The 25,386-nt window shown below is 62.7% G+C and carries 26 protein-coding genes; 14 read left to right on the plus strand and 12 right to left on the minus strand.

The window, feature by feature from the left end:
* The first annotated feature begins 133 nt into the window (after nucleotides 1-133).
* Nucleotides 134-2,398, plus strand: coding sequence for a bifunctional diguanylate cyclase/phosphodiesterase (locus tag ACF8MI_RS11780; protein ID WP_104833304.1), 2,265 nt, complete (start codon nucleotides 134-136; stop codon nucleotides 2,396-2,398).
* On the opposite strand, the gene ACF8MI_RS11785 is transcribed toward ACF8MI_RS11780, so the two are convergent.
* Together ACF8MI_RS11785 and ACF8MI_RS11790 are read right to left on the minus strand one after the other, a co-directional pair.
* Nucleotides 2,298-3,185 carry an NAD(P)-dependent oxidoreductase gene (locus ACF8MI_RS11785; protein WP_104833305.1) on the minus strand — a complete coding sequence of 296 codons (888 nt, stop codon included), beginning with the start codon at nucleotides 3,183-3,185 and terminating at the stop codon, nucleotides 2,298-2,300. The two genes, ACF8MI_RS11780 and ACF8MI_RS11785, sit on opposite strands and share 101 nt — an antisense overlap.
* Nucleotides 3,186-3,354: 169 nt before the next feature.
* Nucleotides 3,355-3,666, minus strand: coding sequence for a DUF2288 domain-containing protein (locus ACF8MI_RS11790; protein WP_060497842.1), 312 nt, complete (start codon nucleotides 3,664-3,666; stop codon nucleotides 3,355-3,357).
* Nucleotides 3,667-4,025: 359 nt separating this feature from the next.
* On the opposite strand from ACF8MI_RS11790, the gene ACF8MI_RS11795 reads away from it, so the two are divergent.
* The 7 genes from ACF8MI_RS11795 to ACF8MI_RS11825 all read left to right on the plus strand — a co-directional run bounded on the left by ACF8MI_RS11795 (nucleotide 4,026) and on the right by ACF8MI_RS11825 (nucleotide 11,590).
* Entirely contained in the window at nucleotides 4,026-5,141 is a 1,116-nt protein-coding gene (locus ACF8MI_RS11795) for a branched-chain amino acid ABC transporter substrate-binding protein (RefSeq protein ID WP_104833306.1), read from the plus strand.
* Nucleotides 5,142-5,326: 185 nt separating this feature from the next.
* Nucleotides 5,327-6,250: a high-affinity branched-chain amino acid ABC transporter permease LivH gene (gene livH / locus ACF8MI_RS11800; RefSeq protein WP_003254876.1), complete on the plus strand. Its 924-nt coding sequence runs from the start codon at nucleotides 5,327-5,329 to the stop codon at nucleotides 6,248-6,250.
* Entirely contained in the window at nucleotides 6,247-7,503 is a 1,257-nt protein-coding gene (locus tag ACF8MI_RS11805) for a high-affinity branched-chain amino acid ABC transporter permease LivM (RefSeq protein ID WP_200929145.1), read from the plus strand. Before livH ends, ACF8MI_RS11805 begins: the two co-directional genes overlap by 4 nt.
* Nucleotides 7,500-8,267: a high-affinity branched-chain amino acid ABC transporter ATP-binding protein LivG gene (livG, locus tag ACF8MI_RS11810; RefSeq protein WP_013973920.1), complete on the plus strand. Its 768-nt coding sequence runs from the start codon at nucleotides 7,500-7,502 to the stop codon at nucleotides 8,265-8,267. The genes ACF8MI_RS11805 and livG overlap by 4 nt, the downstream gene beginning before the upstream one ends.
* Nucleotides 8,268-8,969: an ABC transporter ATP-binding protein gene (locus ACF8MI_RS11815; protein WP_003254879.1), complete on the plus strand. Its 702-nt coding sequence runs from the start codon at nucleotides 8,268-8,270 to the stop codon at nucleotides 8,967-8,969.
* 235 nt (nucleotides 8,970-9,204) lie between these two features.
* Nucleotides 9,205-9,879, plus strand: coding sequence for a COG3650 family protein (locus ACF8MI_RS11820; protein WP_028698538.1), 675 nt, complete (start codon nucleotides 9,205-9,207; stop codon nucleotides 9,877-9,879).
* 103 nt (nucleotides 9,880-9,982) lie between these two features.
* Entirely contained in the window at nucleotides 9,983-11,590 is a 1,608-nt protein-coding gene (locus tag ACF8MI_RS11825) for an NAD(P)/FAD-dependent oxidoreductase (protein WP_016713793.1), read from the plus strand.
* 117 nt (nucleotides 11,591-11,707) lie between these two features.
* Here the strand turns inward: ACF8MI_RS11825 and ACF8MI_RS11830 are convergent, their stop codons facing one another.
* A complete protein-coding gene (locus ACF8MI_RS11830) occupies nucleotides 11,708-12,172 on the minus strand; it encodes a glycine zipper 2TM domain-containing protein (protein WP_060497846.1) in 465 nt (154 codons plus the stop codon).
* A 146-nt stretch (nucleotides 12,173-12,318) separates the two neighbouring features.
* On the opposite strand from ACF8MI_RS11830, the gene ACF8MI_RS11835 reads away from it, so the two are divergent.
* Complete coding sequence (locus ACF8MI_RS11835) at nucleotides 12,319-12,552, plus strand: hypothetical protein (RefSeq protein WP_104833309.1); 234 nt, start codon at nucleotides 12,319-12,321, stop codon at nucleotides 12,550-12,552.
* A 42-nt stretch (nucleotides 12,553-12,594) separates the two neighbouring features.
* Here the strand turns inward: ACF8MI_RS11835 and pdxH are convergent, their stop codons facing one another.
* From pdxH to dinG, 5 genes are all read right to left on the minus strand, one after another.
* Nucleotides 12,595-13,242, minus strand: coding sequence for a pyridoxamine 5'-phosphate oxidase (pdxH, locus tag ACF8MI_RS11840; RefSeq protein ID WP_016713790.1), 648 nt, complete (start codon nucleotides 13,240-13,242; stop codon nucleotides 12,595-12,597).
* Nucleotides 13,243-13,260: 18 nt separating this feature from the next.
* Nucleotides 13,261-14,241, minus strand: coding sequence for an OmpA family protein (locus tag ACF8MI_RS11845; protein ID WP_164524183.1), 981 nt, complete (start codon nucleotides 14,239-14,241; stop codon nucleotides 13,261-13,263).
* Between the two features lie 99 nt (nucleotides 14,242-14,340).
* A complete protein-coding gene (locus tag ACF8MI_RS11850) occupies nucleotides 14,341-15,486 on the minus strand; it encodes a serine hydrolase domain-containing protein (protein ID WP_060497849.1) in 1,146 nt (381 codons plus the stop codon).
* A gap of 109 nt (nucleotides 15,487-15,595) precedes the next feature.
* A complete protein-coding gene (locus tag ACF8MI_RS11855) occupies nucleotides 15,596-17,830 on the minus strand; it encodes a beta-galactosidase (RefSeq protein ID WP_164524181.1) in 2,235 nt (744 codons plus the stop codon).
* Between the two features lie 79 nt (nucleotides 17,831-17,909).
* A complete protein-coding gene (gene dinG / locus ACF8MI_RS11860; RefSeq protein ID WP_019096578.1) occupies nucleotides 17,910-20,054 on the minus strand; it encodes an ATP-dependent DNA helicase DinG in 2,145 nt (714 codons plus the stop codon).
* A gap of 98 nt (nucleotides 20,055-20,152) precedes the next feature.
* Here dinG and ACF8MI_RS11865 point away from each other — a divergent pair, with 98 nt between their 5' ends.
* On the plus strand, nucleotides 20,153-20,617 hold the full coding sequence (locus tag ACF8MI_RS11865) for a CopD family protein (protein ID WP_200929144.1): 465 nt from the start codon (nucleotides 20,153-20,155) through the stop codon (nucleotides 20,615-20,617).
* Nucleotides 20,618-20,925: 308 nt separating this feature from the next.
* Here ACF8MI_RS11865 and ACF8MI_RS11870 read toward each other — a convergent pair whose 3' ends face one another.
* The 4 genes from ACF8MI_RS11870 to ACF8MI_RS11885 all read right to left on the minus strand — a co-directional run bounded on the left by ACF8MI_RS11870 (nucleotide 20,926) and on the right by ACF8MI_RS11885 (nucleotide 23,552).
* Nucleotides 20,926-21,684, minus strand: coding sequence for a hypothetical protein (locus ACF8MI_RS11870; protein ID WP_060497852.1), 759 nt, complete (start codon nucleotides 21,682-21,684; stop codon nucleotides 20,926-20,928).
* Nucleotides 21,677-21,952, minus strand: a complete 276-nt coding sequence (locus tag ACF8MI_RS11875; RefSeq protein ID WP_060497853.1) for a DUF1145 domain-containing protein — start codon at nucleotides 21,950-21,952, stop codon at nucleotides 21,677-21,679. The genes ACF8MI_RS11870 and ACF8MI_RS11875 overlap by 8 nt, the downstream gene beginning before the upstream one ends.
* A 98-nt stretch (nucleotides 21,953-22,050) precedes the next feature.
* Nucleotides 22,051-22,770, minus strand: coding sequence for an OmpA family protein (locus ACF8MI_RS11880; RefSeq protein ID WP_060497854.1), 720 nt, complete (start codon nucleotides 22,768-22,770; stop codon nucleotides 22,051-22,053).
* Nucleotides 22,771-22,859: 89 nt separating this feature from the next.
* Nucleotides 22,860-23,552 (minus strand): OmpA family protein, encoded by a 693-nt coding sequence (locus ACF8MI_RS11885; RefSeq protein ID WP_016713781.1) that lies wholly within the window; start codon nucleotides 23,550-23,552, stop codon nucleotides 22,860-22,862.
* A 159-nt stretch (nucleotides 23,553-23,711) separates the two neighbouring features.
* Between ACF8MI_RS11885 and ACF8MI_RS11890 the strand changes: the two genes are divergently transcribed.
* The 4 genes from ACF8MI_RS11890 to ACF8MI_RS11905 are packed head-to-tail and all read left to right on the plus strand — an operon-like array spanning nucleotide 23,712 to nucleotide 25,369.
* The gene (locus tag ACF8MI_RS11890; protein ID WP_060497855.1) at nucleotides 23,712-24,206 is read left to right on the plus strand and encodes a DUF6231 family protein; all 495 of its coding nucleotides are present in this window, start codon (nucleotides 23,712-23,714) and stop codon (nucleotides 24,204-24,206) included.
* 2 nt (nucleotides 24,207-24,208) lie between these two features.
* Nucleotides 24,209-24,685, plus strand: coding sequence for a YchJ family protein (locus tag ACF8MI_RS11895; RefSeq protein WP_060497856.1), 477 nt, complete (start codon nucleotides 24,209-24,211; stop codon nucleotides 24,683-24,685).
* A 2-nt stretch (nucleotides 24,686-24,687) separates the two neighbouring features.
* Nucleotides 24,688-25,164 (plus strand): LEA type 2 family protein, encoded by a 477-nt coding sequence (locus ACF8MI_RS11900; RefSeq protein ID WP_060497857.1) that lies wholly within the window; start codon nucleotides 24,688-24,690, stop codon nucleotides 25,162-25,164.
* Nucleotides 25,165-25,171: 7 nt separating this feature from the next.
* Nucleotides 25,172-25,369 carry an SEC-C metal-binding domain-containing protein gene (locus tag ACF8MI_RS11905; RefSeq protein ID WP_009684590.1) on the plus strand — a complete coding sequence of 66 codons (198 nt, stop codon included), beginning with the start codon at nucleotides 25,172-25,174 and terminating at the stop codon, nucleotides 25,367-25,369.
* Nucleotides 25,370-25,386: the final 17 nt, after the last annotated feature.

The raw sequence follows: 25,386 nt of genomic DNA on the forward strand, positions 1-25,386 counted from the left end.
CATTGATAACCAAATCATTGGAATCAATGTGCCATTAGTCAGGAAGGCTTAAATACTCCTTCCTATACTGCCTCTGGACAGTCTGCACAGGGTTGTAGCGCAGACGAGTGAAAACTCGATCAAGAGGCATTCCATGGAGTGGCTAGGGCTGCAACTGTTCGCCGACTTGCCGGCAACCGGGCGTATCGTCATTGATTGCCGCCATGAACCGTTCCTGGTTCTGCTCGCCTACTTCGTTGCCTGCGCGGCCTGCTTCGCCACGCTCGACATGGCCGAGCGACAATGCCACAGCCCCGAGCCCACTGCCCACCGCCAATGGAACATGCTCGGCGCGTGCTGCCTGGCCGGTGGCATCTGGGCCATGCACTTCATCAGCATGCTAGCGTTCCAGGCGCCGGTGGAAGTGCACTACGACGTTTCCCTGACCATTATTTCGCTGCTCATCGCCCTGGGCGTAGCCTGGCTGGCCATGCACAGCCTGGAACGCACACAAATGCGCACGCGTCACTTTGTGCAAAGCGCAGTGTTGATTGGCTTGGGCATCGTCCTCATGCACTTTGTCGGCATGGCTGCCATGGAAACCGGCGCCGTGCAGTATTACCAGACCGCCCTGCTGCTCGCCTCAGCTGCCATTGCCCTGCTCACCAGCCTGGCCGCGTTGTACCTCGCCCGTTACTTCCGTAATGGCAGCGGCACCCTGTACCAGGCCATGAAGTACGGCGCCAGCCTGCTGATGGCGACCGGTATCGTCGCTACCCATTTCACTGCGATGTCGGCCATGACACTGGTCATCCCGGCCGATACCGCACTGCGCCTGCCTTCTGGCGACAACAGCCTGCAACTTGGGCTGGGTATCGGCTTCATCACCCTGCTCATCAGTGGTGCCAGTATCAGTGCCGCATTGGCCGACAAGAAGTTGCAGAGTAAAGAGCACGACCTGCGCCGGGTCAGCGTGCTACTCAGCCAGCTGGACCAGGCCCGCGCCTCGCTGCAACAAGCGGCGCATTACGACGCGCTCACCAATCTGGTCAACCGCCGTGGCTTCAACCAGGTGTTCGCCGAGCGGCTGGCCGAACACCAGGCCAGTGAAAGCCGCCTGGCAGTGATGTTCCTCGACATCGACCATTTCAAGCGCATCAACGACAGCCTCGGCCATGCCGCCGGTGACGAGCTGCTCAAGGTGATCGCCAACCACATCAAGGCCGCCACCCGCAGCCAGGACCTGGTCGCGCGCTTCGGGGGCGACGAATTCTGCATCGTCACCAGCCTCAATAACCGCGACGAAGCCCGTCATCTGGCTCAGCGCATCATGCAACGAATGAAAGAGCCCATCGACCTGGGTGGCCGGCGCATGGTCATGACCACCAGCATCGGTATCAGCATCTTCCCTGACGACGGCACCAGCGTCGAAGAGCTGCTCAAACATGCCGACCTGGCCCTGTATCAGTCAAAGGACAACGGGCGCAACAGCCTGAACTTCTTCAACGACAACTTGAAGACCCAGGCCACCATGGCATTGCAACTGGAAGAAGAACTGCGCATGGCCCTGCTCGAAGAGCGCGGGCTCTGCGTCCATTACCAGCCCATCTTCGACATGCGCAGCGGGCAACTGGCCAAGCTGGAAGCCCTGGTGCGCTGGCAGCACCCGCAACATGGCCTGCTTGGCCCCGAACGCTTTATCGGCATTGCCGAAGCCAACGGCCTGATCATCGACCTCGACCTGTGGGTACTGCGCCACGCCTGCAGCGATCTGGCCCACCTGCAGCGCTATGGCTACGGCGACGTCAAGGTCACGGTCAACTGCTCGGCCGTGACCCTCAGCCATGACGAGCTACCCAACGAAGTGGAGAAAGCACTGTTTCACGCCGGGCTCTGCGCCCGGCAACTCGAGCTGGAAGTGACCGAGAACGCCCTCATGGGTGATCTCCAGCGCACGGTGAACCTGCTCAAGCGCGTTCGCGCCCTGGGTGTGGCGCTGTCGATCGACGACTTCGGCACCGGTTACTCATCTCTGGCCTACCTCAAACGCCTGCCGCTGGATGTACTGAAGATCGACCGCACGTTCCTGCAGGATGTGCCGGGTAGCCAAAAAGATCGGGAAATCGTCCAGGCGATTATCGTCATGGCACACACGCTGCACTTGCAGGTGGTCAGTGAGGGCGTAGAGACCACGGAGCAACAGGCGTTCCTCAAAGCCCACGGCTGCGACTATCTGCAGGGTTACCTGCTGGGTCGCCCGGTACCACTGGCCGAGCTGCGACCACTGCTGGAGCGGTTGCAGCGTCAGGACGGCATGCTCACCCCTTGTTACGGTAAAGTTCTACCAGGGTCGCCGGATCTTTATGCAGGTAACCCTGGCTACCGTGCAGGCGCATCAATTGCGCGGCGAGGCCACTGAGCGGCGTCGCCGAACCCTGCTCGCGGGAGAATTTGACCGCGCCATCAAGGTCCTTGAGCAGCGTGCGCACATGCCACTTGATCGGTTCGAAGCGGCTTTCGGCCATTTGCGGCGTCAGGATCTGCAGGGGCCTGGAGTCAGCAAAGCCACCGGCCAACGCTTCGGCGATCAACGTCGCATCCACCCCGGACTGCTCGGCCAACGCCACGACTTCGGCAATGACCAAGGCGTTGCACGCCACGATCATCTGGTTACAGGCCTTGGTCACCTGGCCTGCGCCCACCGCCCCCATATGCGTCACCCGCTGGCCAAGTACCTGCAACACCGGCCGGGCACGCTCAAGGTCAACCGCCTCGCCACCGACCATGATCGCCAGGGTACCGGCTTCGGCACCAGGTGTGCCGCCGGACACCGGGGCATCCAGCCAGGCCATGCCACACAGTGCGGCCAGCTCGGCAGCCATTTCACGGGTGGCGGTGGGCTCCAGGCTGGAGAAATCGATCAGCAACTGGCCACTGCGTCCACCCTGGGCAATGCCGTGTTCGCCGAACACTACCTCGCGCACCACAGCGGTATCGGCCAGGCACAGCAGTACCATGTCGCTGCCCTGGCACAGTTCGGCAGGGCTGTTGGCCAGGCGCGCACCGGCCTCGACCAGCGCCTCACACTTGTCCGGGCTGCGGTTCCACACGGTCAGCGGGTATCCCGCTGCCAACAGGCGTCGGCACATGGGCAGGCCCATCAGGCCGATGCCGGCGAATCCAAGCGAAGGTAGTGCAGTGCTCATCAATGACTCCCGACTATTCGAATTGTTTTACAGGTTGGCAGAGGGGTAGACACATTACGCATCCCGTAAACTGTTACCGCCACGCCGAATTGTTACTTCCCTCTACCCGCCTTGAATGCTTTCAAGCACCAATAAGGGGCCGCTGCGCATTTTTGCGCACCAAAAACGATCACGCCACGTCCGGGCCCTTCACCTGAATCACGATGAACGGCGAAACCACTACCGCCCAGATCTCTGGATCGCGGCTTTGCAGGTCCAGCGCTTGTTCGGCCGACACCGGCCCAACAGTGCCATCACTACGCCACTTGGCGAAGATCTCGCTGCGATTCTCGGCCATCGCCTCGGCAACGGTGATCAGGTCCAGGCTGGGATCGACCCAAATCAGGTCACCCTTGGCCCAGAAACGCTCCAGCGCTTTCCACTCGATGATTGCCGTCTCGCCAAGCAATTTGGCATAGAGGGTGCTTGTTTGATCAGTCATGGGTGGTATCCGCAAAAATCGGCCAATAAAAAAGGCCGGCATTTTTGCAGAAAAACCCGGTTTCAAATATGTAATTTGGTCGATTGACCCCGAAGTTGTGGGGTGGGGTCACAGATACAGGCAGTTTGATGGCGCCTTTCTGTATCTTTCTGTCGATCAAGCGACAACCCAGGAAACAGGCACTTTTCGACCGCTTTTCAAGCGCTCGAACAGCGCTCTACACTGTACCGGTACAGTTCCGGGACATGTTCCGGGGGAAGGTGGGCTTGCGCGTTGGCATGGCCACGCCGCAAATCCCGCCCGGTCTGTAGCCCTGGCCGCCAGGACTATAAGAATTACAACAGAATGAGTGGAGCACTATGATCAAGATTTCCAAGCTGTTCGCCGCAATGGTACTGGCCGGGGTAGCCAGCCATTCGTTTGCCGCCGATACCATCAAGATCGGGATTGCAGGCCCTAAAACCGGCCCTGTGACCCAGTACGGCGACATGCAGTTCATCGGCGCCAAGCAAGCCATCAAGGATATCAACGCCGCGGGCGGCGTCGATGGCAAGATGCTCGAAGCCAAGGAATACGACGACGCTTGCGACCCTAAACAGGCCGTGGCAGTCGCCAACAAAGTGGTCAACGACGGCGTCAAGTTCGTCATCGGCCACCTGTGCTCCAGCTCCACCCAGCCAGCGTCCGACATCTATGAAGACGAAGGCGTGATCATGATCACCCCGGCCGCCACCTCGCCGGAAATCACCGCCCGTGGCTACAAGCTGATCTTCCGCACCATCGGCTTGGACAGCGCCCAGGGCCCGGCCGCCGGCAACTACATTGCCGACCACGTCAAACCGAAAGTGGTTGCAGTACTGCACGACAAGCAGCAGTACGGTGAAGGTATCGCCACCGCGGTCAAGCAAACCCTCGAAAGCAAGGGCACCAAGGTTGCCGTGTTCGAAGGCCTGAACGCCGGTGACAAGGACTTCTCCTCGATCATCCAGAAGCTCAAGCAGAACAACGTCGACTTCGTCTACTACGGCGGCTACCACCCAGAGCTGGGCCTGATCCTGCGCCAGGCGCAGGAAAAGGGCCTGAAAGCCAAGTTCATGGGCCCAGAGGGCGTGGGTAATGACTCGATCTCGCAGATCGCCCAGAACGCCTCCGAAGGCCTGCTGGTGACCCTGCCGAAGTCGTTCGATGCCGACCCGGAGAACAAGAAGATCGTCGACGCCATCAAGGCTGACGGCAAGGACCCAAGCGGCCCGTTCGTGTTCCCTGCCTACTCGGCTGTCGAGCTGATCGCCCAGGGCATCAAGGCCGCCAAGTCCGAAGACACCGACAAGGTGGCCGCCGCCATCCACGCCGGCTCCTTCAAGACCCCGACCGGCACCCTGTCGTACGACGAGAAGGGCGACCTGAAAGACTTCAAGTTCGTCGTCTACGAATGGCACTTCGGCAAGCCGAAGACCGAAGTCTCCCCTCAGTAACTGCGTGACTAATAGCTGACCGAAGAAGCCCACTGTGCGAGCAGTGGGCTTTGTTTTACGAGGTTCATGGGCCCGATCCCCGCGATCCGGGGGCAGGCTCACCTGAAAATCTTAAAACCGTCACCCGCGGTTTCCTGGCCTACCCCCGCCAGCGAAATGCAAATCAGGTTTTTAGGAGCGCTGTAATGCCTGAGATCTACCATTTCTTCCAACAACTGGTTAATGGATTGACCATCGGCAGCACCTATGCCTTGATCGCCATCGGCTACACGATGGTGTACGGCATCATTGGCATGATCAACTTCGCCCACGGCGAGGTGTACATGATCGGTTCCTATGTGGCCTTCATCGCCTTGGCGGGCCTGGCCATGATGGGTATCCATTCGCTGCCTATCCTGATGACCGTCGCCTTCGTCGCGACGATCTTCGTCACCAGTGCCTATGGCTACAGTATCGAGCGCGTTGCCTACCGCCCCCTGCGCAACAGCAACCGTTTGATCCCGCTGATTTCCGCCATCGGCATGTCGATCTTCCTGCAGAACACCGTCTTGCTGTCGCAAGACTCCAAGGACAAGTCCATCCCCAACCTGATCCCCGGCAGTTTCTCCTTCGGGCCAGGTGGTGCTGAAGAAGTACTGATCAGCTACATGCAGGTCCTGGTGTTCGTGGTCACCCTGGTGGCCATGACCCTGCTTACCCTGTTCATCTCCCGTTCCCGCCTGGGCCGCGCCTGCCGCGCCTGCGCCGAGGACATCAAGATGGCCAACCTGCTGGGCATTAACACCAACAACATCATCGCCCTCACCTTCGTCATCGGTGCCGCCCTGGCCGCCGTGGCGGCCGTGCTGCTGAGCATGCAGTACGGGGTGATCAACCCCAACGCCGGTTTCTTGGTGGGCCTGAAAGCCTTCACTGCGGCGGTACTGGGTGGCATCGGCAGCATCCCGGGCGCCATGCTCGGCGGGCTGGTGCTGGGTGTGGCCGAAGCGTTCGGCGCCGACATCTTCGGCGACCAGTACAAGGACGTGGTGGCATTCGGCTTGTTGGTTCTTGTCCTGCTATTCCGGCCGACCGGCATCCTGGGCCGCCCGGAGGTTGAAAAAGTATGAACAGAAATCTCAAACAGGCGTTCTTCAGCGCCTTGCTGGTATGGGCCGTGGCCTTCCCGGTACTGGGCCTGAAACTGAGCATCGACGGCATCAGCCTGGTCGTGCACAGCCAGGGCTCGTTCACCATCAGCATCATTGCCGTGTGTTCGGTACTGATGTTCCTGCGCGTGCTGTTCGACAAGCAGTGGAGTGTGGTGATGGGCAGCCGTTCGGATCGCAAACTGATCCCGCCGGCCGTCAGCAACTACCTCACCCTGCCCAAGACCCAGCGCTATGTGATCATCGGTTTGATCGTTGCAGCACTGGTATGGCCGTTCTTCGGCTCGCGCGGTGCGGTCGACATTGCCACACTGATCCTGATCTACGTGTTGCTGGGCCTGGGCCTGAACATCGTGGTCGGCCTGGCGGGCCTGCTCGACCTGGGTTACGTGGGCTTCTACGCCGTCGGCGCCTACAGCTACGCCATGCTCTCGCATTATCTGGGCTGGAGCTTCTGGGTGTGCCTGCCGATCGCCGGCCTGATGGCCGCCACCTTCGGCTTCCTGCTTGGCTTCCCGGTGCTGCGCCTGCGTGGTGACTACCTGGCGATCGTGACCCTCGGCTTTGGTGAGATCATCCGCCTGTTCCTGCGTAACCTCACCGACTGGACCGGCGGCCCCAACGGCATCAGCAACATCCCCAAGCCGGAGTTCTTCGGCCTCACCTTCGAACGCCGCGCCGCCGAGGGCATGCAGACCTTCCACGAGTTCTTCGGGCTGGAATACAACTCGATCAACAAGGTGATCTTCCTGTACCTGGTGGCGCTGTTGCTGGCCCTGATGGCGCTGTTCGTCATCAATCGCCTGCTGCGCATGCCGATCGGCCGCGCCTGGGAAGCCCTGCGTGAAGACGAGATTGCCTGCCGTGCGCTGGGTCTGAACCCGACCGTGATCAAGCTCTCGGCATTCACCCTGGGTGCCTGCTTCGCCGGTTTCGCCGGCAGCTTCTTCGCGGCGCGCCAAGGCCTGGTGACGCCGGAGTCGTTCACCTTCATCGAGTCGGCGATCATCCTCGCCATCGTCGTGCTCGGCGGCATGGGCTCACAACTGGGCGTGATCCTCGCGGCCATCGTGATGATCCTGCTGCCCGAGCTGATGCGTGAGTTCAGCGAATACCGGATGCTGATGTTCGGTGCGCTGATGGTGTTGATGATGATCTGGCGTCCGCAAGGCCTGCTGCCTATGCAACGTCCACACATGGAGCTGCGTCGATGAGCCGCGAAATTCTGCAAGTCAGCGGCCTGAGCATGCGCTTCGGCGGCTTGTTGGCGGTGAACGGCGTAGGCCTGACCGTCAAGGAAAAACAGGTGGTGGCGTTGATCGGCCCGAACGGCGCCGGCAAGACCACCGTGTTCAACTGCCTGACCGGCTTCTACAAGCCCAGCGGTGGCACCATCCTGCTCGATGGCCAGCCGATCCAGGGCTTGGCCGGCCACCAGATCGCCCGCAAGGGCGTGGTGCGGACCTTCCAGAACGTGCGCCTGTTCAAGGAAATGACTGCGCTGGAAAACCTGCTGATCGCCCAGCACCGTCACCTCAATACCAACTTCTTCGCCGGCCTGTTCAAGACCCCGAGCTTCCGCCGCAGCGAGAAAGAGGCCATGGAGCGCGCGCAGTACTGGCTGGAGAAGGTCAACCTGACCGAGTTTGCCAACCGTACTGCGGGCACCCTCGCCTACGGCCAGCAGCGCCGCCTGGAAATCGCCCGCTGCATGATGACCCAGCCGCGCATCATCATGCTCGACGAGCCGGCTGCGGGCCTGAACCCGAAAGAAACCGAAGACCTCAAGGCACTGATCGCCTACCTGCGTGAGTCGCACAACGTCACCGTGCTGCTGATCGAGCACGACATGAAGCTGGTGATGAGCATCTCCGACCACATCGTGGTGATCAACCAGGGCACCCCCCTGGCCCACGGCACGCCGGAAGAGATCCGCGACAACCCTGATGTGATCAAAGCCTACCTGGGGGAAGCGTAAATGCTGAAGTTCGAAAACGTTTCCACCTTCTACGGCAAGATCCAGGCGTTGCACAGCGTCAACGTGGAGATCAACCAGGGCGAGATCGTCACTCTGATCGGCGCCAACGGCGCTGGCAAGTCGACCTTGCTGATGACTCTGTGCGGCTCGCCGCAGGCGCACAGTGGCAGCATCAAGTACCTGGGCGAAGAACTGGTCGGCCAGCCGTCCTCGCACATCATGCGCAAGAGCATTGCCGTCGTGCCGGAAGGCCGCCGCGTGTTCGCCCGCCTGACCGTCGAAGAAAACCTGGCGATGGGAGGTTTCTTCACCGACAAGGGCGACTACCAGGAGCAGCTGGACAAGGTGCTGCAGCTGTTCCCGCGCCTGAAGGAACGCTACATCCAGCGTGGCGGCACCATGTCCGGTGGTGAACAGCAGATGCTCGCCATTGGCCGGGCACTGATGAGCAAGCCCAAGCTGCTGCTGCTCGACGAGCCGTCGCTGGGCCTGGCACCGATCATCATCCAGCAGATCTTCGACATCATTGAACAGCTGCGCCGTGATGGCGTGACGGTGTTCCTGGTGGAGCAGAATGCCAACCAGGCGCTGAAGATTGCTGACCGGGCGTATGTGCTGGAAAACGGCCGGGTGGTGATGCAGGGCACGGGTGAAGCATTGTTGACTGACCCGAAGGTGCGCGACGCGTACCTCGGCGGTTGATGGACAAGGGCCTTCGGGCCCTTTTCTCTGCCTGCCAGAAATGTATCGCCAGTGCGGGCCTCTTCGCGGGCAAGCCCGCTCCCACAGGTACTGCACAGGCTCTGAATACTATGCAGAACCTGTGGGAGCGGGCTTGCCCGCGAAGAGGCCCGCACTGGTAACCATTAACTTGAGATCCGTCGCCAGCCTGCGTAACGTGACCAGCTCTTTGAAAAAGATCGCCGGAGCCCGCCCCATGCGCCTCACCCCCACCCTGCTGCTCACCGCCCTGCTGCCCCTGTTCGCAGGCTGCCAACTGATGGCTAGCCCGCCAAGCGACCCGAACATCGGCACCACGCGCATGCAGGGCGAACTGCGTGCCGCCGGTGGCCAGTTGCTGTTCAAGCCATGCAGCGAAAACCGCACCTTCGTGATCAACGATGTCGGTGCGACTGGCATCCTGCAAGAGGCCGCCAACCTCGCCAAGGACGCCAACGACAAGCTGTTCGCCGACGTGCGCGGGCGCCTTACCGGGAGCAAGCAGGCCAACAATGATGGCCAGCTGGAAGTGCGCCGCCTGTACCGCCTGGAACCTTCAACCCGCGCTTGTGACGACCCCAACTTCAAGCAGCTGACCCTGCGCGCCAATGGCCACGAACCGGAGTGGGACATCAAGGCCAGTGGCAAGGGCATGGTGCTCAACCGCGTCGGCCAGGAGCCCCTGCCCCTACCCTTCCTGGAAGAAGAAGTACCCGGCGGCGGCCTGACCCTGACCAGCGAAGCCAACAACCAGCATGTGGAACTGTGGGTCGCACCGCAGCGCTGTGTAGACAACGCCACCGGTGCCATCCACCACCTGCGTGCCGAGTTGCGCATCGACGGCAAGACCCTGCAGGGCTGCGGTTACTACGGCGGCGCACGCGACAACTGATCGCCGGGCGCTTTTATCCTGCCAGTCAGGGCGGCGAACAGCTTATACTTGGCGGTTTGTGTAAAGCCGCCGGCCGCCCATGGCCGGGATACTGGACCCTGCCATGCTACGAATCACCGAACTGAAGCTGCCCCTGGACCATCCCGACGAAGCCCTGCGTGAAGCCATCGTCCAGCGCCTGGGCATCCGCGACGAGCAACTGCTCAGCTTCAACCTGTTCAAGCGCAGCTACGATGCGCGCAAGAAGAACAGCGAACTGCTGTTCATCTACACCATCGACCTGGAAGCCAGCAACGAAGCCGAATTGCTCAGCAAGTTCGCCGACGATCGCAACATCGGCCCGGCGCCGGACGTCACCTACAAGTTCGTCGGCCAGGCCCCGGCAGGCCTGCAGGAGCGCCCGATCGTGGTCGGTTTCGGCCCCTGCGGCATCTTCGCCGGCCTGCTGCTGGCACAGATGGGCTTCAAGCCGATCATCCTTGAACGTGGCAAGGAAGTACGCCAGCGCACCAAGGACACCTGGGGCTTGTGGCGCAAAAGCGTACTCAACCCCGAGTCCAATGTGCAGTTCGGCGAAGGCGGCGCCGGCACCTTCTCTGACGGCAAGCTGTACAGCCAGATCAAGGACCCGCAGCACCACGGCCGCAAAGTGCTGGAAGAGTTCGTCAAGGCCGGTGCGCCCGACGAGATCCTGTACATCAACAAACCACACATCGGTACCTTCCGCCTCACCGGCATGGTCGAGCAGATGCGTCAGGACATGATCGCCCTAGGTGCCGAAGTACGCTTCCAGCAGAAGGTGACCGACCTGTTGGTCGAAGACGGCCAGCTGACCGGCGTGGTGCTGGAGAGCGGCGAGCAGCTGCATTCGCGCCATGTGGTCCTGGCGCTGGGCCACAGCGCCCGCGACACCTTCCGCATGCTGCACGCCAAAGGCGTGTACATGGAAGCCAAGCCATTCTCGGTCGGTTTCCGTATCGAACACCCGCAAACGCTGATCGACAAGGCGCGCCTGGGCAAGTACGCCGGCCACCCGAAACTGGGCGCGGCCGACTACAAGCTGGTGTACCACGCCAAGAACGGCCGTTCGGTGTACAGCTTCTGCATGTGCCCGGGCGGCACCGTGGTTGCGGCTACCAGCGAGCCGGGCCGGGTGGTGACCAACGGCATGAGCCAGTACTCGCGGAACGAACGCAACGCCAACTCCGGCATCGTCGTCGGCATCGACCCGGAGCGAGACTACCCGGGTGGCCCGCTGGCCGGTATCGAGCTGCAAGAGCGCCTGGAAGCCCATGCTTATGTGATGGGGGGCAGCAACTACCAGGCGCCTGCGCAATTGGTAGGCGACTTTGTAGCGGGTCGGCCCTCGACCGCGCTGGGCAGTGTCGAGCCATCCTACAAGCCGGGCGTGACCCTGGGCGACCTTGCGCCGAGCCTGCCGGACTTCGCCATCGAGGCAATCCGTGAGGCATTGCCGGCATTCGACCGGCAGATCAAGGGTTACAACCTGCATGACGCGGTGTTGACCGGGATCGAGACACGTACCTCGTCGCCATTGCGGATTACCCGGGGTGAGGATTACCAGAGCCTGAACCTGAAAGGCCTGTTCCCGGCAGGTGAAGGGGCCGGCTACGCGGGCGGGATCCTGTCGGCGGGTGTCGATGGCATTCGCATTGCCGAGGCAGTGGCACGGGATATGCTCGGCCTTTGAATCTGAATGGCCTGTGAGAGCCTCTTCGCGGGCAAGCCCGCGAAGAGGCCAACTGCAAGCATCAAAAAACCCCGACTGGCATGCGCCAGGTCGGGGTTTTGTTTTACTGCGCTACGGTCAGTGCGAAACGCGGCTGGTACCGTCAACGGTCATGATGCGTACACGGTCGCCCACGCGGAAGATTTCGTTCTCCTGCACGGCCTGAACGTAGGCGCGCATGCTGCCATCGTCCTCACGTACGGTGATCTCGACGCCTTGGGTGCGCGTCAGGCCTTCCTCGGCAGCGGACCCGGCCAGGCCGCCGGCAACAGCACCGATAACAGCTGCCACGATACTGCCACGACCACCGCCTACGGCACTACCGGCAACGCCACCCACGATGGCGCCAGCGCCACCACCGATCGGGGTCTTGGTACCCTCGATCTTGACCGGGCGCAGGGATTCGATGGTGCCCATGCGCACGGTTTGCACGCGGCGGGCTTCGTCACGGGAGTAGCTATCACCGGTCAGGCTTGAGGCACAGCCCCCCAGCAGCAGCGACAGGGTGGTAAAAGTCGCCATCAGCAAAGCGGATTTACGCATAGGTAAAGTCTCCATAAGTCAGGTGCTCATTAGACGCTGCACATTGACGGCTGTCACGGTACAAACGTAATAAAATTGTTTTCATTCAGCCAGGGTACAGCCGCCGGGCTGTGTCGAAGGCCTTTCAAGTGAGACCAAGGATAGCCATGGATTACTTCATCGTCGTGGTCACCACCGTTGCAGGGCTGTATTTTCACGGGTGGTTGTATGTGCGCATGCGCCGCTGGATGGACCGTGACCTGGCGTTGTCATTGGCGGGGGCGGATGCGGGGAAGCGCGCGTATATGCTGCAGCGGCTGGAGCAAGCACGGGTGGAAAAGGTGGGGCGCAAACAGTTGCCAGGATGGTTGGAGCGGGAGGCTGCGGGGTATGTGGGGTAGCCTCCGGTCAAGTATTGGGGCCGCTTTGCGGCCCCAACGTTTTCAGGGTGCCAGACGCTCGCGCTGCCATTGCCCATCGACCAGCCGATAGTTCAGCCGGTCATGCAGGCGGCTCGCCCGGCCCTGCCAGAACTCGATGCGCTCAGGCAGCAAACGGTACCCCCCCCAATGCTCAGGGCAATGTGGCTGGGTGTCCGAGAAGCGCGCCTCAGTTGCCTTGACCAGCCCCTCCAGTTCTTCACGCCCGGCAATCACCCGGCTCTGCGGCGAAGCCCAGGCCCCCAGGCGGCTGCCCAGCGGGCGCACCTGGTAGTAGTCGTCCGACTCCTTGGCCGTGACCTTTTCCACCCGCCCCTCAATGCGCACCTGGCGCTCCAGCGCCGGCCAGAAGAAGGTCATGGCTGCAAAGGGGTTGGCTTGCAGCTGCTGGCCCTTGGCGCTGTCGTAGTTGGTGAAGAAGGTAAAGCCACGCGTGTCGAGCCCCTTCAGCAGCAGCACACGGCAATGCGGGCGGCCTTCGCCGTCGACAGTGGCCAGGGTCATGGCGTTGGCTTCCACCGGTACCTGCTCGGTTTTCACCGCATCGGCAAACCACTGGTGAAACAGGGCGAACGGCTCCCCCGGAGCCTGGGCTTCGGCCAGGCCATCACGGGTATAGTCGCGGCGCATATCGGCCAGGGATTGGGTCATTGCTGCGTTCCTTGACGATCAGTTGGTCTTCGCAGGGCTGTTGGCAGCTACTTTCTTGTCAGTGGTAGCTTTCTTGGCGGCTGGCTTGGCCGGCGCGGCTTTTTTCTTAGCGGTGGTCTTGGCTGGAGCCTTGGCCTTGGCTGCTGTTTTTTTCGCCACTGGCTTCTTCGCGGCTGGCTTGCTGTCGGCGGCCTTGGCAGCCGGTGCCTTGGCATCCTGAACCGCAACCATCGAAGCCGGCGCAGGTGCCGGGCCGGCCTGCTGATATTTGGCCAGCAGTGCGACCATGGTGTTCTGCGGGGTCAGCAACATCTCAACGCGGCGGTTCAGGGAACGGCCTTCGGCGCTGTCGTTGGCGGCACGTGGCATCACCGAGCCCATGCCCTTGAGGGTCAGGCGGTCACGCTGCAGGCCGCTGAGGCGGAAAATGGCCGATACCGACGCGGCGCGCTCCAAGCTGAGCTTCTGGTTGGCAGCTGCAACACCGCTGCTGTCGGCGTGGCCGAGCACCAGCACGGCAGTTTTCGGGTCACCCTCGACGGCCTTGGCCACTCGGGTGATCGGGCCGAGTGTCATGGGCAGCAGCATGTTCGGGCGGTCAGGGTTGTACGAGCTGTCTACCGGCAGAGTTACCGCCAACACATTGTCGCGACGCTCCAGCTCCAGCTTGCTGTCCTTGATGGCTTCGCGCAGCTTGGGCTCGTACTCGTCCAGCCAGGCCTGAGTGGCCTTCTGGTCGATCTTCGGCACCACAGGCCCTTTGGCTTGCTTGTCATCACCACCGAACGGCCACCACCAGCGGCTGGCGCTTTCAGACTTGGCATCGGCTTTGGCCACGTTCTCAGTGACGGCTGCCTTCACTTCCTGCTCGGAGACCTTGTCCGAACCGAAAGGCCACCAGCTGGAGCCACCTGCCTTGGAGCCTTCCGGGGAGTGGCTGGCACAGCCGGTAACGGCGGTCAGGCACAGGGCGAGTGCTAAGGTTTTATGTGAAGACATCAGCGATACACCATGAAATTAAAAGAAATTTTGCCCACACACAAAGGGCGTTGGCATTGAGGATAGTCAAAGGGCTGGGGCAATACCCGCATTACCCGATCAAAGGCAACTGGCAAGGACACGCACCAGCTTCTGGGCTCGTGGGTCCATCAGCACATAAGGGCCGAGGGTATTGACCACGAAGCCGAACGCCACATCGTGCTCCGGGTCGGCAAAACCGACCGAGCCACCGGCACCGGGGTGGCCAAAGGCACGTGCGCCGAGGCCGAAGGTGGCATTGGCCACATCGGGCTGGTCGAGCATACAGCCGAGGCCGAAACGGGTCTGGGTGAGCAAGGTACGGTCCTGGCCCAGGCTGTGTTCACGGGTCAGTTCATCGAGCAGTTCGGACTCGAGCAGGCTGCCGTCCAGCAGCCCGGCATAGAAACCCGCCAGGCTGCGTGCATTGCCATGGCCATTGGCCGCCGGCTGCTGCATACGCCGCCATTCCGGCTTGTTGGTGCTGGTCAGGATGGCTGGCGGGTTGGTGAAGGCACGGGTCGACAACGCCTCGGGCTCACGCATGGTCACCTGCAACAGGCGCTGCGCGGCGGCATCCCCGGGGTTGCCCTTGCCACGGGCGATATGCGCCACGCGGTGGAACGCTTCATCTGCCAGGCCAACATGGAAGTCCAGCCCAAGCGGGCGGGCGGTGCGGGCCACGATCGAGTCGCCAGGACCACGGCCATCGGCACGACGAATCAGTTCGCCGATCAGCCAGCCGTAGGTGATGGCGGCATAGCCGTGTTCCGTACCTGGAGCCCACCAAGGTGTCTCGGCGGCCAGGGCATCCACCATGGTCTGCCAGTCATACAGGGCTTCGGCTGGCAGCAGTTCACGGATGGCAGGCAGGCCGGCACGGTGGCTAAGCAGTTGGCGCAGGGTGATCGACTGCTTACCCGCTTGGGCAAACTCGGGCCAGTAGTTGGCCACTGGCGCATCGAGGGCCAACTTGCCCTCGCCCACCAGTTGCAGGGCAGTGACGGCGGTGAAGGTCTTGGTACAGGAAAACAGGTTGGCGATGGTGTCGCTGTGCCAAGCCTGTTGCCCGTCCTTGTCGGCGCTGCCGGCCCACAGGTCGATGACGGTTTCGCCACCCACCTGGATGCACAGCGCGGCGCCACGCTCCTGGGGATCATCGAACAGCGCGGCAAAGGCTTCGCGCACGGCTTCGAACTTCAGCTCATAGTGACCCTGGATCTGCACCCGCTGTACCCCGTACGACCATGTTCAAAAAAGGTGTGCATTGTTTCAGTAGTTGGGTGTTTTGCAAACTGGCTTGGGCCAAATGGTCGCGACGAACGGTAACCTGCACTCAAGGCGCCGGCTTTTCCAGCTGGGTACGCAGTTGGCTCACGGCCTGCAGGTTGCTCTTGCGCACAGCGTCGACAAACCCTGGGTAGGGCATATCCGTAATCGCGACCAATCCCAGGTGCCCATTCTCGCCGTCGAGCAGGCGGCCGCTAGCTGGCTGATCGAGGTACTGGAACCAGTGGACACCCACGATCATCGGCTGCGCCAGGGCCGCCTTGAGGAAGTTGCCATAGGCCGGGCCACGGTCCTCTTCCCGCGCCACCTCCAGCGGCCCTGGCCAGAACGGCCCGCGATCGCGCGAACCGAACTGGAACTCGGACACCAGCACCGGCTTGTCGAGCTCGGCCAGGCGGGCGAAGTCGTAGCCGTCCTGCGGCTTGAGGGTATAGAAGTTGAAGCTGAGCACATCGCAGAATTCGGCACAGGCCTTGACCGCCTCCGGCGTGCTGACCGCATAGCGGCCACCCAGCAGCAGGTGATTGGGGGCATGCCATTTCAACGAGTCGGCAATGGTCTTGAAGTAAGTCTCGGCGAACACCTGCTGGAAGTGCTGGTAGTCGCGCTCGATTTCCGGGTATTGCGGGTTGGGTAGCGGTGCCTCGAAGCCCGGGTCTTCCATCAGCTCCCAGGCGGTCAGTTCGATGCCCCAGGCCTTGGACAGCCCCTCCTGGTTACGGTACTTGTCGCGCAACTGCTTGAGGAAGGCGCGTTTGGCCGGTACGTCGGTGGTCAGGCGCAAGGTGCCATAGGCCAGGCCATAGCGGGCTTTGGGGTCGTTACCGGGGGCAGCCCACGCCAACTCGTTGTCGGCAAAGTAGCCGATCAGCCAAGGGTCGTCGCGGTGATCGCGGGCGGCAATGGCCACGGCGCGCTCTGTAGCCATGGCAAAACGTGGGTCGAACGGGTCGGGCATACTGCCCCACCAGTCCATGCCGGTGCTGATGCTGGCGTAGTCTCCCACGATCGACAGCGGCAAGGTGTAGGGCATCCGCTTGGCCTGGCCCAGGGCAGGCTCGCTCCAGTTGCCGATCGTGTTGAACCCCCAGGCCTGCAATCGGTCGAGCGCATGCGCCTGCCAGCGGGCAGCATCCAGTACCAGCGGCGGGCAGTTGGCTGGCTGCCCTTCCAGGGCCGGTGGGCAGGGTTTACCGTAGGTACGCTGCAGGTTGGCAGCATAGAAGTCGAACCAGCGCCCTTGCTTGAAATTGCGCCCTTGCGACGAGGCATTGCCATCGTCGTTGTTGCCTTCGCCATAGAATGCCGCCAATGCCTCGCCCTCACCCGGCAATGCCTTGAACATGCCTTCACGGCCGGCGACGTAAGTACGCCCGCCGTCTGCAGCTATCGCATTTACCCCCAGGGAGTAGAACGGGTGCCCCTCGGGCGTTACCAGGTACCAGCGGCCATCACGCTTTTCGGTACGGAAAAACCCTTTGGCCTCGAACGCCGGCCCGGCAACAAGCCCGCCGTAGCTGTCCAGTTGCTGCTTGTCACGCTCAGCCAGCCAGCCCTTGAGCTGTTGCTGCTCGCGCTTATCGGCCGCCTTGAGTTGATCGTCATTGGCGACCTTCTCTGGCCAGCTGGCGCGGGTGGACTGGCCGTAGGCATCGATCAACTCGTGGTAAGCCGCCTGGTAGGCCTGGTCGTCATCCTGGATGCCCACCCGTTCGATCAGCAGGTTCTGCGCCACCTTGGGGTTGGGGATGCTCAGGCTGACCGAGGTCACCTGCTTGAGGTCAACCGCGCCAGCGCTGCTGGTCAGTAGCAGCCGCTGGCCGCCATGGTTCCAGGGCATGGGAGGGCCGGCGCGCATGCCCTGGCTCAACGGCGAGCTGGCCGTCAGTGGCACCATCACCGTTTGCGCAGGGCCGGCCGGCAGGTCGATGCGGCTGGTCAAGGTGCGGCCATCGCTGCCTTGCACCGTAACATCAACAGTCAGTGCCCAGTCCATGGCACTTTGCAGGCGCAAGGTGAGGAACTGCCCGGCCGACCAGTCCCACACCCCGCCTTGCGGGCTCAGACGCAAGGTCGGTCGCGGGGCCGGGTTGAACACCACACGGCGCAGCACCTCGCCCTCGGCCGTTTGCTCCGCGTTGTACTGCGGCATGCCTGCATCTTCGGTCGCCACGTTGACCACCGAGGCCGGGCGCACGAAGCTGAACAGCGTCTGTTGCCCGGCCAGCAAGGGCGAGCTGAACAACAGGGCGAAAACGGCGGGCAGGGTACGGCGGACCATAAGGCTGGGGCTCTCCTTCAGGGCCGTCATGGCCCAAGACTGAGTAATGGACAACGCGCCGGAGCAAGTGCTCCGGCGGTCAGGAAATCTCCCGCCGGAACGGCGGCAGCGCATTGAGAATAGCCTTGCCGTAGCGCTGGGTGACCAGGCGCCGGTCGAGCAAGGTGATGACGCCGCGATCCTGCTCGGTACGCAGCAGGCGGCCGCAGGCCTGGATCAACTTCAACGAGGCGTCGGGCACGGCAATTTCCATGAACGGGTTACCACCACGAGCCTCGATCCACTCCGACAAAGCGGCTTCCACCGGATCGTCGGGCACGGAGAAAGGTATTTTGGCGATGACCACATGCTCGCAGTACGCACCTGGCAGGTCGACACCTTCGGCAAAGCTGGCCAGGCCGAACAACACGCTGTGCTGGCCATCATCGACCCGCGCCTTGTGCTTGTTCAGGGTTTCCTGCTTGGAGAGGTTGCCCTGGATCAGCACCAGCTTGCGCCAATCACGATCCAGGCCGTCGAACACATCCTGCATTTGCTTGCGTGACGAGAACAGCACCAGCGCGCCACGGGCATCCTCGACGATGTTTGGCAGTTCACGGATGATCGCCGCCGTATGCGCCGCCGCATCGCGGGGGTCGGCCTGCAGGTCGGGAACCCGCAGCAGGCCGGCATCACCATGCACGAACGGGCTGGGCACCACGCAGGTGACGGCATCGCGCGGCAACCCCGAGCGCATGCGGAAACGATCGAACTTGCCCAGCGCGGTCAACGTCGCCGACGTGACCAGTGCACCGTGAGCAACACTCCACAGGCTACGGCGGAGCATTTCGGCGGCGAGGATGGGGCTGGCGTTAACTTCGATGTCGAACAGTGCGCCACTCTCGGCCAGCGTCAGCCAGCGAGCCATGGGCGGGCTGTCTTCCGGGTCCTCGGCGGTAAAGGCCGTCCACAGTTCCCAGTTGCCTTGGGCACGGGTGACCAGGCTGCCAAACAGCGGATACCACTCTTCGGCCTGATGGCTGGCGATGCCGATATTGACCTCGCCGTCCATGCCCTCCTTGAGCAGGTCGGCCAGGCGGGTGAACAGGTCGTTGAGACGGGCAAAGCCCTTTTTCAGTTCGATGCCCACTTCGCGGATCTGCTCTGGCACCACACCGCCCTCGAAGCGGTAACGCGGGCGTTCGCGGCCTTCGGTATCCTCGCTGGGGCGGAAGTCTGCCACCTGCTCGCACAGGGTGAACATGAACTGCTGTTGGGTGCGCACTTCCCGCGCCAGCTCCGGCACCTGCTCGATGTACTTGCCAAGGTCACCGGGCAGCGGGTGCTGAGCCAACAGTTTGGTCAGGTTCTTGGCGGTCTGTTCCAGCCAGTCGGCGGTGGAGCGCAGGCGCGAATAATGGGCGAAATGACCGATGGCCTTGTCTGGCAGGTGATGGCCTTCGTCGAACACGTACAGGGTATCGCGCGGGTCGGGCAACACCGCGCCACCGCCCAGGGCCAGGTCGGCCAGCACCATGTCGTGGTTGGTGACGATCACATCGACCTTGCCCATGCCTTCGCGGGCCTTGTAGAACACGCACTGCTGGAAGTTCGGGCAGTGGCGGCCTGTGCACTGGCTGTGGTCGGTGGTCAGCCGTGCCCAGTCCTGGTCTTCCAGGGCCTCGGGCCAGCTGTCACGGTCACCGTCCCAGCGGTTGCCAGCGAGCTTCTCGATCATGCTGTTGAACAGCTTCTGGCTGCGCTCGTCGACTTCGATGCGGAAGCCTTCTTCCTCGAACAGCTGGGCGGTGGCCGACTGGGCATGGCCTTCCTGCAGCAGGATGTCGAGCTTGGACAGGCACAGGTAGCGGCCACGGCCTTTGGCCAGGGCGAAGCTGAAGTTGAGCCCGCTGTTGCGCATCAGGTCGGGCAGATCCTTGAAAACGATCTGCTCCTGCAGGGCCACGGTCGCGGTGGCGATCACCAGGCGCTTGCCGGCGGCCTTGGCGGCCGGGATGGCTGCCAGGCTGTAGGCCACGGTCTTGCCGGTACCGGTGCCCGCCTCGACTGCCACCACGGCAGGCTCGCCGGCACGGCGGCCTTCATCGTCGCAGGCGATGTCGCCAAGCACCTTGGCCACTTCGGCGATCATCAGGCGCTGGCCATAGCGCGGCTTGAGGCTCTTGGCTTCGAGAAAACGCGAATAGGCGCCCTGGATGGTGGCTTTGAGTTCGTTGCTGATCATGGTCTGCAGGCGCCCGAAGGGCTGGATATATTTTCAGTGTTTCACACGGGGCGGCTATCATACCCCGCTATTGCCCATTATGCCGCATGGAGATCCGGATGCTTGCCTTTGCCCTGCCCTACACACTGCATGTTCTGGCTGCCCTGGTATGGGTCGGCGGCATGTTCTTCGCCTGGCTAGTGCTGCGCCCGGCAACGGTTACAGCCCTTGAAGGGCCTGCGCGCCTGCGCCTGTGGGTGGAAGTTTTCCGACGCTTCTTCGGCTGGGTCTGGCTGGCCGTGGCGATCTTGGCGATAAGTGGTATCGGCATGTTGCACATGCGCTTCAGCGGCTTGGAGACTGCGCCCAAGTACGTGCAGGTGATGATCGGCGGTGGGATCGCCATGTTTGCCTTGTTCATGCGTATTCAGGCGTTGCTGTTGCCCGAGCTGAAGACGGCGGTGCAAGCCGAGGACTGGCCGACGGGTGCGGCAGTACTCGGGCGGATTCGGCGGATCGTGGGGATCAATCTGCTGCTGGGGCTGGCTGTGGTTGCAGTGGCCAGTTCGCGCCTGAGGATCTGACAGCTGATTTGTGCGGTGGGGCATAGATCGAGCGCCGCCCGCGCGGCGCATCGCGAGCTGCGCTCGCTCCTACGTTTGTTTCGGGCCAATTAATCCTGCGCGATTTACACGCGGACGCCTTGGTGCCTGGCTCGATAGTGCGCCGTACAGACCAGGCGGTCGCGCGCCCCTGCCACAGGCGTAAGTGGCCTGAAACAAACGTAGGAGCGAGCACAGCTCGCGATGCGCCGCGCGGGCGGCGCTCGATCGCATAGGCGCTGCAAACGCCCCGGCGAGCACTTCGCGGCCGAGAGGCATCTCAAAAAGGTTCACAAGCGCTGCAGGATCAACTCACCCGCGGCCCCCGCCAACCCTGGCTGGCCCGGCTGCCCCGGCCGGCCATTGGCCCCGGCGTCGGTGCTGTACACAAGGCAACCTTTACTCGCTCCGCCTTTACCCGCCTTGCCTGCCGCCCCGGCCTTGCCCGGTGCGCCGCCATCCAGGCGCACCACAATGTGCTCCTGCGGGAACCCTTGCGGCAGGCTCAGACGAATGCGCCCACCCGGGGCACCATCGTGCCCGTTGCCGCCATTATCGCCATTGGCACCGCGACTGGCCTGGCCCCATGTGCAACCACCTGCCTGGCCATTGGCACCATCAAGCCCCACGTACCCCGGCGCACCGGCGCCGCCACGGGCATCGATCGCCACCCGCTCGGCATCCAGCTCAGCCAGTTTCAGGTCCAGACTGCGGCCCGAGCGGGCTGGCCGCTGGTAGCTACCGGCGGCCCCTGGAGCACTGAACTCACTGCCTTCGCCCAACCTGGCGCTGCGCGCCTCGATCAGCAACGGGCTATCGGAAGGTGCAATGGCGATACGCGCATCACGCCCCAGTTCCAGCTGATCGACCTTCAATTGCGCAAGCGAGGCAGGCAGCAGCAGGGTTGCCGAATCAGCGACACGCAAGTGCGTGAAGTGCACGCTGGCCGATTTGTCGGGCAGGCGCAGCATGGAATTGGCGGCGACTTCCAGGCTTTCTGCCTGAGCCAGGGGAGTGGCCAACATGGCCAGCAACATCAGATTACGCATTTCGAGGCGCCTCCTGCGCACGGGGAATGGACATGACATGGAAGATACCCGTCAACAGGATCTGCAATCGGTCGAACCAGCGGTGGCTGCGCCCACGCAGGCTGCCATTGAAGAACAGTACTTCGAGCAGGTGCAGGCCGAGCAGGAAGATACCAGCGGCATTGATCAGCAGATTGAAGGGCAAAGGTTGTGGCAACAGCTGATTGAACAACACCACACCCCAGAAAGCGACCGTCAGGACCTTGCCCAGGCCCAGGATGAACTTCATACCCCGCCCCTATCAATTGTTGTTATGTCGAGACGGCCCGATCGAGCGGGCCGTGCGCCCCACATTAACTGCAATGCCAAGGCAGGCGCCAGCACCGCTCAGTTGAGGTGCAGCTCCACCCGTCGGTTGCGCGCGCGGCCTTCCTCGGTTTCGTTGTCGGTGACCGGCTCGCTTTCCCCACGCCCCTGGCTGGTGACCTTGCCGGGCTCCAGGCCCTGGCTGATAAGGTACTCAGCAACACTGCTGGCACGGCGCTCGGAAAGCGCCTGATTGTAGGTGTCGGAGCCCACGCTGTCGGTGTGCCCGATCACCGCGACCTTGGCTACCGTCGGTGAGTTGAGCTTCGCCACCAGGCCTTGCAGCCGTTGCTGGGCCGCCGGGGTCAGGTCGGCGGAATCGAAGGCGAACATCACCGCGCCGTTGTCATCCAGGATGATGACTTCAGGTGCCGGTTCGGGTGCGGTAGCAGGGGGGGCTGCCGGATACACCTTCAACGGGCAACCCATGTGGTCGACCGCCGTGTTGGCTGGGGTGTCGGGGCAACGATCGCGGCGGTCGAAAACACCATCGCCATCTTCGTCACCGTCCTGGGCATAGCAGATCAGCCCCCCGGTAATGGCGCCCAGGGCGCCGCCACCTGCGGCCCAGGCAGAACTTTCGATAGCGCCCAGGCCGCCACCGACCAGGCCGCCCAACAGGCTGCAGATGGGCCAGGTCCTTTGGTTGAGGGGCGCGCTGCCATCGCTATGGGTAGCGCAGCCCGCGAGCAGGCTGGCAGCCACCAACAGCGGCAATGCCGCCTTCGACGTCACACTCATGCTGAATGCTCCTGTGTCATTGGCCACAAACGGCTGACCGGCATCAACACGCGCCCGTGCCACCGCTCAAGGCACGGGCGCATGCCGTGTTACCGCTGGATCTTGATCTCGGTACGACGGTTCATGGCACGCCCTTCGGCCGTGGCATTGTCAGCCACCGGTTGGGTTTCACCGGCACCGACCACCGAAACGAAGCTGCTGCGCGGTACGCCGCTCTCGACCAGGTAATCGGTCACCGAGTGGGCACGACGTTCGGACAGTTTCTGGTTGTAGCTGTCGGAACCGACGCTGTCGGTGTGGCCGCTGACACTCAGGCGGGCGGATGGCGCTTCCTGTTTGAGGCGCGTGGCAATGGTGTTGAGGCGCTCTTTGTCGCGGGCGGTCAGCTTCGCAGAGTCGAATTCGAAGTGCACATCGCGGATGACGATGACCTCTTCTTTCTGCACCACCACTTCCTCGACCACGGCTGCCGGCTCAGGCGGGCACCCGTTGGCATCGACCTGCACCCCACGCGGGGTGCCAGGGCACTTGTCACGGCTGTCCGGCACGCCGTCGCCATCCTCGTCGCCATCTCCATGGGCCCAGCAGTAACCCGCCGCCAGGCCACCGCCCAGCAACGCGCCCCAGCCAGCCCAGCTGGAACTTTCAATAGCGCCCAAGGCGGCGCCGCCTACACCCCCGACGGCGGCACATTTCGGCCAGTCGGTTTTTTGCAAACCTGCACAACCAGTCAACACACTGGTGAGCAGTACCAGGGGTATCGCTGTGCGTACTATGCTCATTTCATTGCTTCTCCTAGGGGGAATCGGCATAAGGCCGATCTCTGGGAGTAAAGACCGCGCATTCCAACCCTGCCAGCAATAAGCCACGTCGCGGTCACATGCCTCTTTGCCCGCAGGCTGCGGCCCGCTAGTCTTGGACGACTTGAACGAGGATTGGCAATGACCGAAGGTTTCTCCCAACGTACGCCGCAGCAGGCTTTGGCAGCCCTGCTGGAGCGCTTCACCCCGCAACGCCTGCTGCTGGTGGGCACACGCTTCCCAGCGCTCGACGCCTTCGCCGCGGCACACCCGCAGGTGAGCATCGCCACGGCGGCCCCTGGCCCGCTTCCGGCCGAACTTGCGGCCCAGCGTTTTGACTTGGCGGTGCTGGTGGACTGCCTGGAGCACCTGCCCAAACGCACGGGCCTGGAACTGCTCGGCGGCATCCGCAACCTCAATGCCAGCCGGGTTGCCGTGCTGGCCGACCTGGCCGCCTGCGGCTGGCAAGACACCGACTTTTTCGCCCTGGCCCTGTCGGCCAGCGAGAAATTCTGCCGTGACCAACAGGTATTGAGCCTGTTCACCTATGATCTACATGACTACAAGCAGGTCCCGGACTGGCTCAACGCCAGGTTCTGGGCCAACCCTGAAAACTTCGGCAAGTACTGGTGGTGATGATGAGTGTCTCGGTCTGCCCTTGTGGCAGTGGCAACCTGCTTGATGCCTGCTGTGGGCATTACCATGCCGGCACCCCGGCACCCGATGCCCAGGCGCTGATGCGCTCACGCTACAGTGCCTACGTGCTGGGCCTGGTCGACTACCTGGTGGCCACCACTTTGCCCGCGCAACAAGCCGACCTGGACCGTGCCGCCATGGCCGCCTGGAGCGCCCAGAGCACCTGGCTGGGCCTGGAGGTAGAAAGCGCTGAAGTACTCGGCGGCCAACCGGAACACGGCTTTGTCACCTTCACCGCACGCTGGCACGACCAGGAGGGCGACCACCAGCAGCGTGAACGCTCGGCGTTCGTCCAGCATGCCGGGCGCTGGTACTTCATCGACCCTACGGTCGGGTTGAAGGCCGGGCGCAACGACCCCTGCCCCTGCGCCAGCGGGCAGAAGTTCAAGAAATGCTGCGCCAGTTACGTCGGGAGCTGAACATGAACGCCCGCGCCCGTCTGCTGCTGCTCGGTACACTGATGGCATGGCTGGCGGGCTGCAGCAGTTGGGGCGGTGAAGACTGGCGCGAACCCGAGGTGCGCCTGGTCGAAGTCGAAACGGTCAAGGCCAGGTTGCTGGAACAGGAGTTCGTGCTGCACCTGCAAGTCGACAACCCCAATGACAGCCGTCTGTTCATCCGCAACCTGTCGTATGCCGTGCGCCTGAACGACCTGCTGCTGGTGCAGGATGAAACCAGCGTATGGCGCAGCGTGGGCGGGCATGCCCAGCGTACCTTCAAGATCACCGCGCGTACCAACCTATGGCAGCACCTCAAGCCGCTGGCCAAGCTGCTCAGAAGCAAGCAACCGCTGCACTACACCCTGCAGGGCGAACTAGCGACCGGGCTGCTTATCCAGCGGGACCTGCACTTATCGCGCAGTGGTGAGATAATCCCCGGCGATAACATCCCGGAGTAACCCTGCAATGTCCCAGCAACCCCACGTTCATGGCCCTGACTGCAACCACGACCATGATCACCACCATGACCATGGCCATGTTCACGGCCCGCACTGCAACCACGGCCACCAGGAGCCGGTACGTAACGCCCTGAAGGACGTTGGCCGTAACGACCCGTGCCCATGCGGTAGCGAGAAGAAGTTCAAGAAGTGCCACGGCGCCTGATCTGACGTTGCCCCCTG

Source organism: Pseudomonas sp. yb_9, assembly GCF_043103635.1.
GTDB lineage: Bacteria > Pseudomonadota > Gammaproteobacteria > Pseudomonadales > Pseudomonadaceae > Aquipseudomonas > Aquipseudomonas monteilii.

Bases quoted from the DNA above. Each gene is read 5' to 3' on its own strand.
- ACF8MI_RS11780 (WP_104833304.1), top strand. From the start codon at position 134: ATGGAGTGGCTAGGGCTGCAACTGTTCGCCGACTTGCCGGCAACCGGG.
- ACF8MI_RS11785 (WP_104833305.1), bottom strand. From the start codon at position 3,185: ATGAGCACTGCACTACCTTCGCTTGGATTCGCCGGCATCGGCCTGATG.
- ACF8MI_RS11790 (WP_060497842.1), bottom strand. From the start codon at position 3,666: ATGACTGATCAAACAAGCACCCTCTATGCCAAATTGCTTGGCGAGACG.
- ACF8MI_RS11795 (WP_104833306.1), top strand. From the start codon at position 4,026: ATGATCAAGATTTCCAAGCTGTTCGCCGCAATGGTACTGGCCGGGGTA.
- livH (WP_003254876.1), top strand. From the start codon at position 5,327: ATGCCTGAGATCTACCATTTCTTCCAACAACTGGTTAATGGATTGACC.
- ACF8MI_RS11805 (WP_200929145.1), top strand. From the start codon at position 6,247: ATGAACAGAAATCTCAAACAGGCGTTCTTCAGCGCCTTGCTGGTATGG.
- livG (WP_013973920.1), top strand. From the start codon at position 7,500: ATGAGCCGCGAAATTCTGCAAGTCAGCGGCCTGAGCATGCGCTTCGGC.
- ACF8MI_RS11815 (WP_003254879.1), top strand. From the start codon at position 8,268: ATGCTGAAGTTCGAAAACGTTTCCACCTTCTACGGCAAGATCCAGGCG.
- ACF8MI_RS11820 (WP_028698538.1), top strand. From the start codon at position 9,205: ATGCGCCTCACCCCCACCCTGCTGCTCACCGCCCTGCTGCCCCTGTTC.
- ACF8MI_RS11825 (WP_016713793.1), top strand. From the start codon at position 9,983: ATGCTACGAATCACCGAACTGAAGCTGCCCCTGGACCATCCCGACGAA.
- ACF8MI_RS11830 (WP_060497846.1), bottom strand. From the start codon at position 12,172: ATGCGTAAATCCGCTTTGCTGATGGCGACTTTTACCACCCTGTCGCTG.
- ACF8MI_RS11835 (WP_104833309.1), top strand. From the start codon at position 12,319: ATGGATTACTTCATCGTCGTGGTCACCACCGTTGCAGGGCTGTATTTT.
- pdxH (WP_016713790.1), bottom strand. From the start codon at position 13,242: ATGACCCAATCCCTGGCCGATATGCGCCGCGACTATACCCGTGATGGC.
- ACF8MI_RS11845 (WP_164524183.1), bottom strand. From the start codon at position 14,241: ATGTCTTCACATAAAACCTTAGCACTCGCCCTGTGCCTGACCGCCGTT.
- ACF8MI_RS11855 (WP_164524181.1), bottom strand. From the start codon at position 17,830: ATGGTCCGCCGTACCCTGCCCGCCGTTTTCGCCCTGTTGTTCAGCTCG.
- dinG (WP_019096578.1), bottom strand. From the start codon at position 20,054: ATGATCAGCAACGAACTCAAAGCCACCATCCAGGGCGCCTATTCGCGT.
- ACF8MI_RS11865 (WP_200929144.1), top strand. From the start codon at position 20,153: ATGCTTGCCTTTGCCCTGCCCTACACACTGCATGTTCTGGCTGCCCTG.
- ACF8MI_RS11870 (WP_060497852.1), bottom strand. From the start codon at position 21,684: ATGCGTAATCTGATGTTGCTGGCCATGTTGGCCACTCCCCTGGCTCAG.
- ACF8MI_RS11875 (WP_060497853.1), bottom strand. From the start codon at position 21,952: ATGAAGTTCATCCTGGGCCTGGGCAAGGTCCTGACGGTCGCTTTCTGG.
- ACF8MI_RS11880 (WP_060497854.1), bottom strand. From the start codon at position 22,770: ATGAGTGTGACGTCGAAGGCGGCATTGCCGCTGTTGGTGGCTGCCAGC.
- ACF8MI_RS11885 (WP_016713781.1), bottom strand. From the start codon at position 23,552: ATGAGCATAGTACGCACAGCGATACCCCTGGTACTGCTCACCAGTGTG.
- ACF8MI_RS11890 (WP_060497855.1), top strand. From the start codon at position 23,712: ATGACCGAAGGTTTCTCCCAACGTACGCCGCAGCAGGCTTTGGCAGCC.
- ACF8MI_RS11895 (WP_060497856.1), top strand. From the start codon at position 24,209: ATGAGTGTCTCGGTCTGCCCTTGTGGCAGTGGCAACCTGCTTGATGCC.
- ACF8MI_RS11900 (WP_060497857.1), top strand. From the start codon at position 24,688: ATGAACGCCCGCGCCCGTCTGCTGCTGCTCGGTACACTGATGGCATGG.
- ACF8MI_RS11905 (WP_009684590.1), top strand. From the start codon at position 25,172: ATGTCCCAGCAACCCCACGTTCATGGCCCTGACTGCAACCACGACCAT.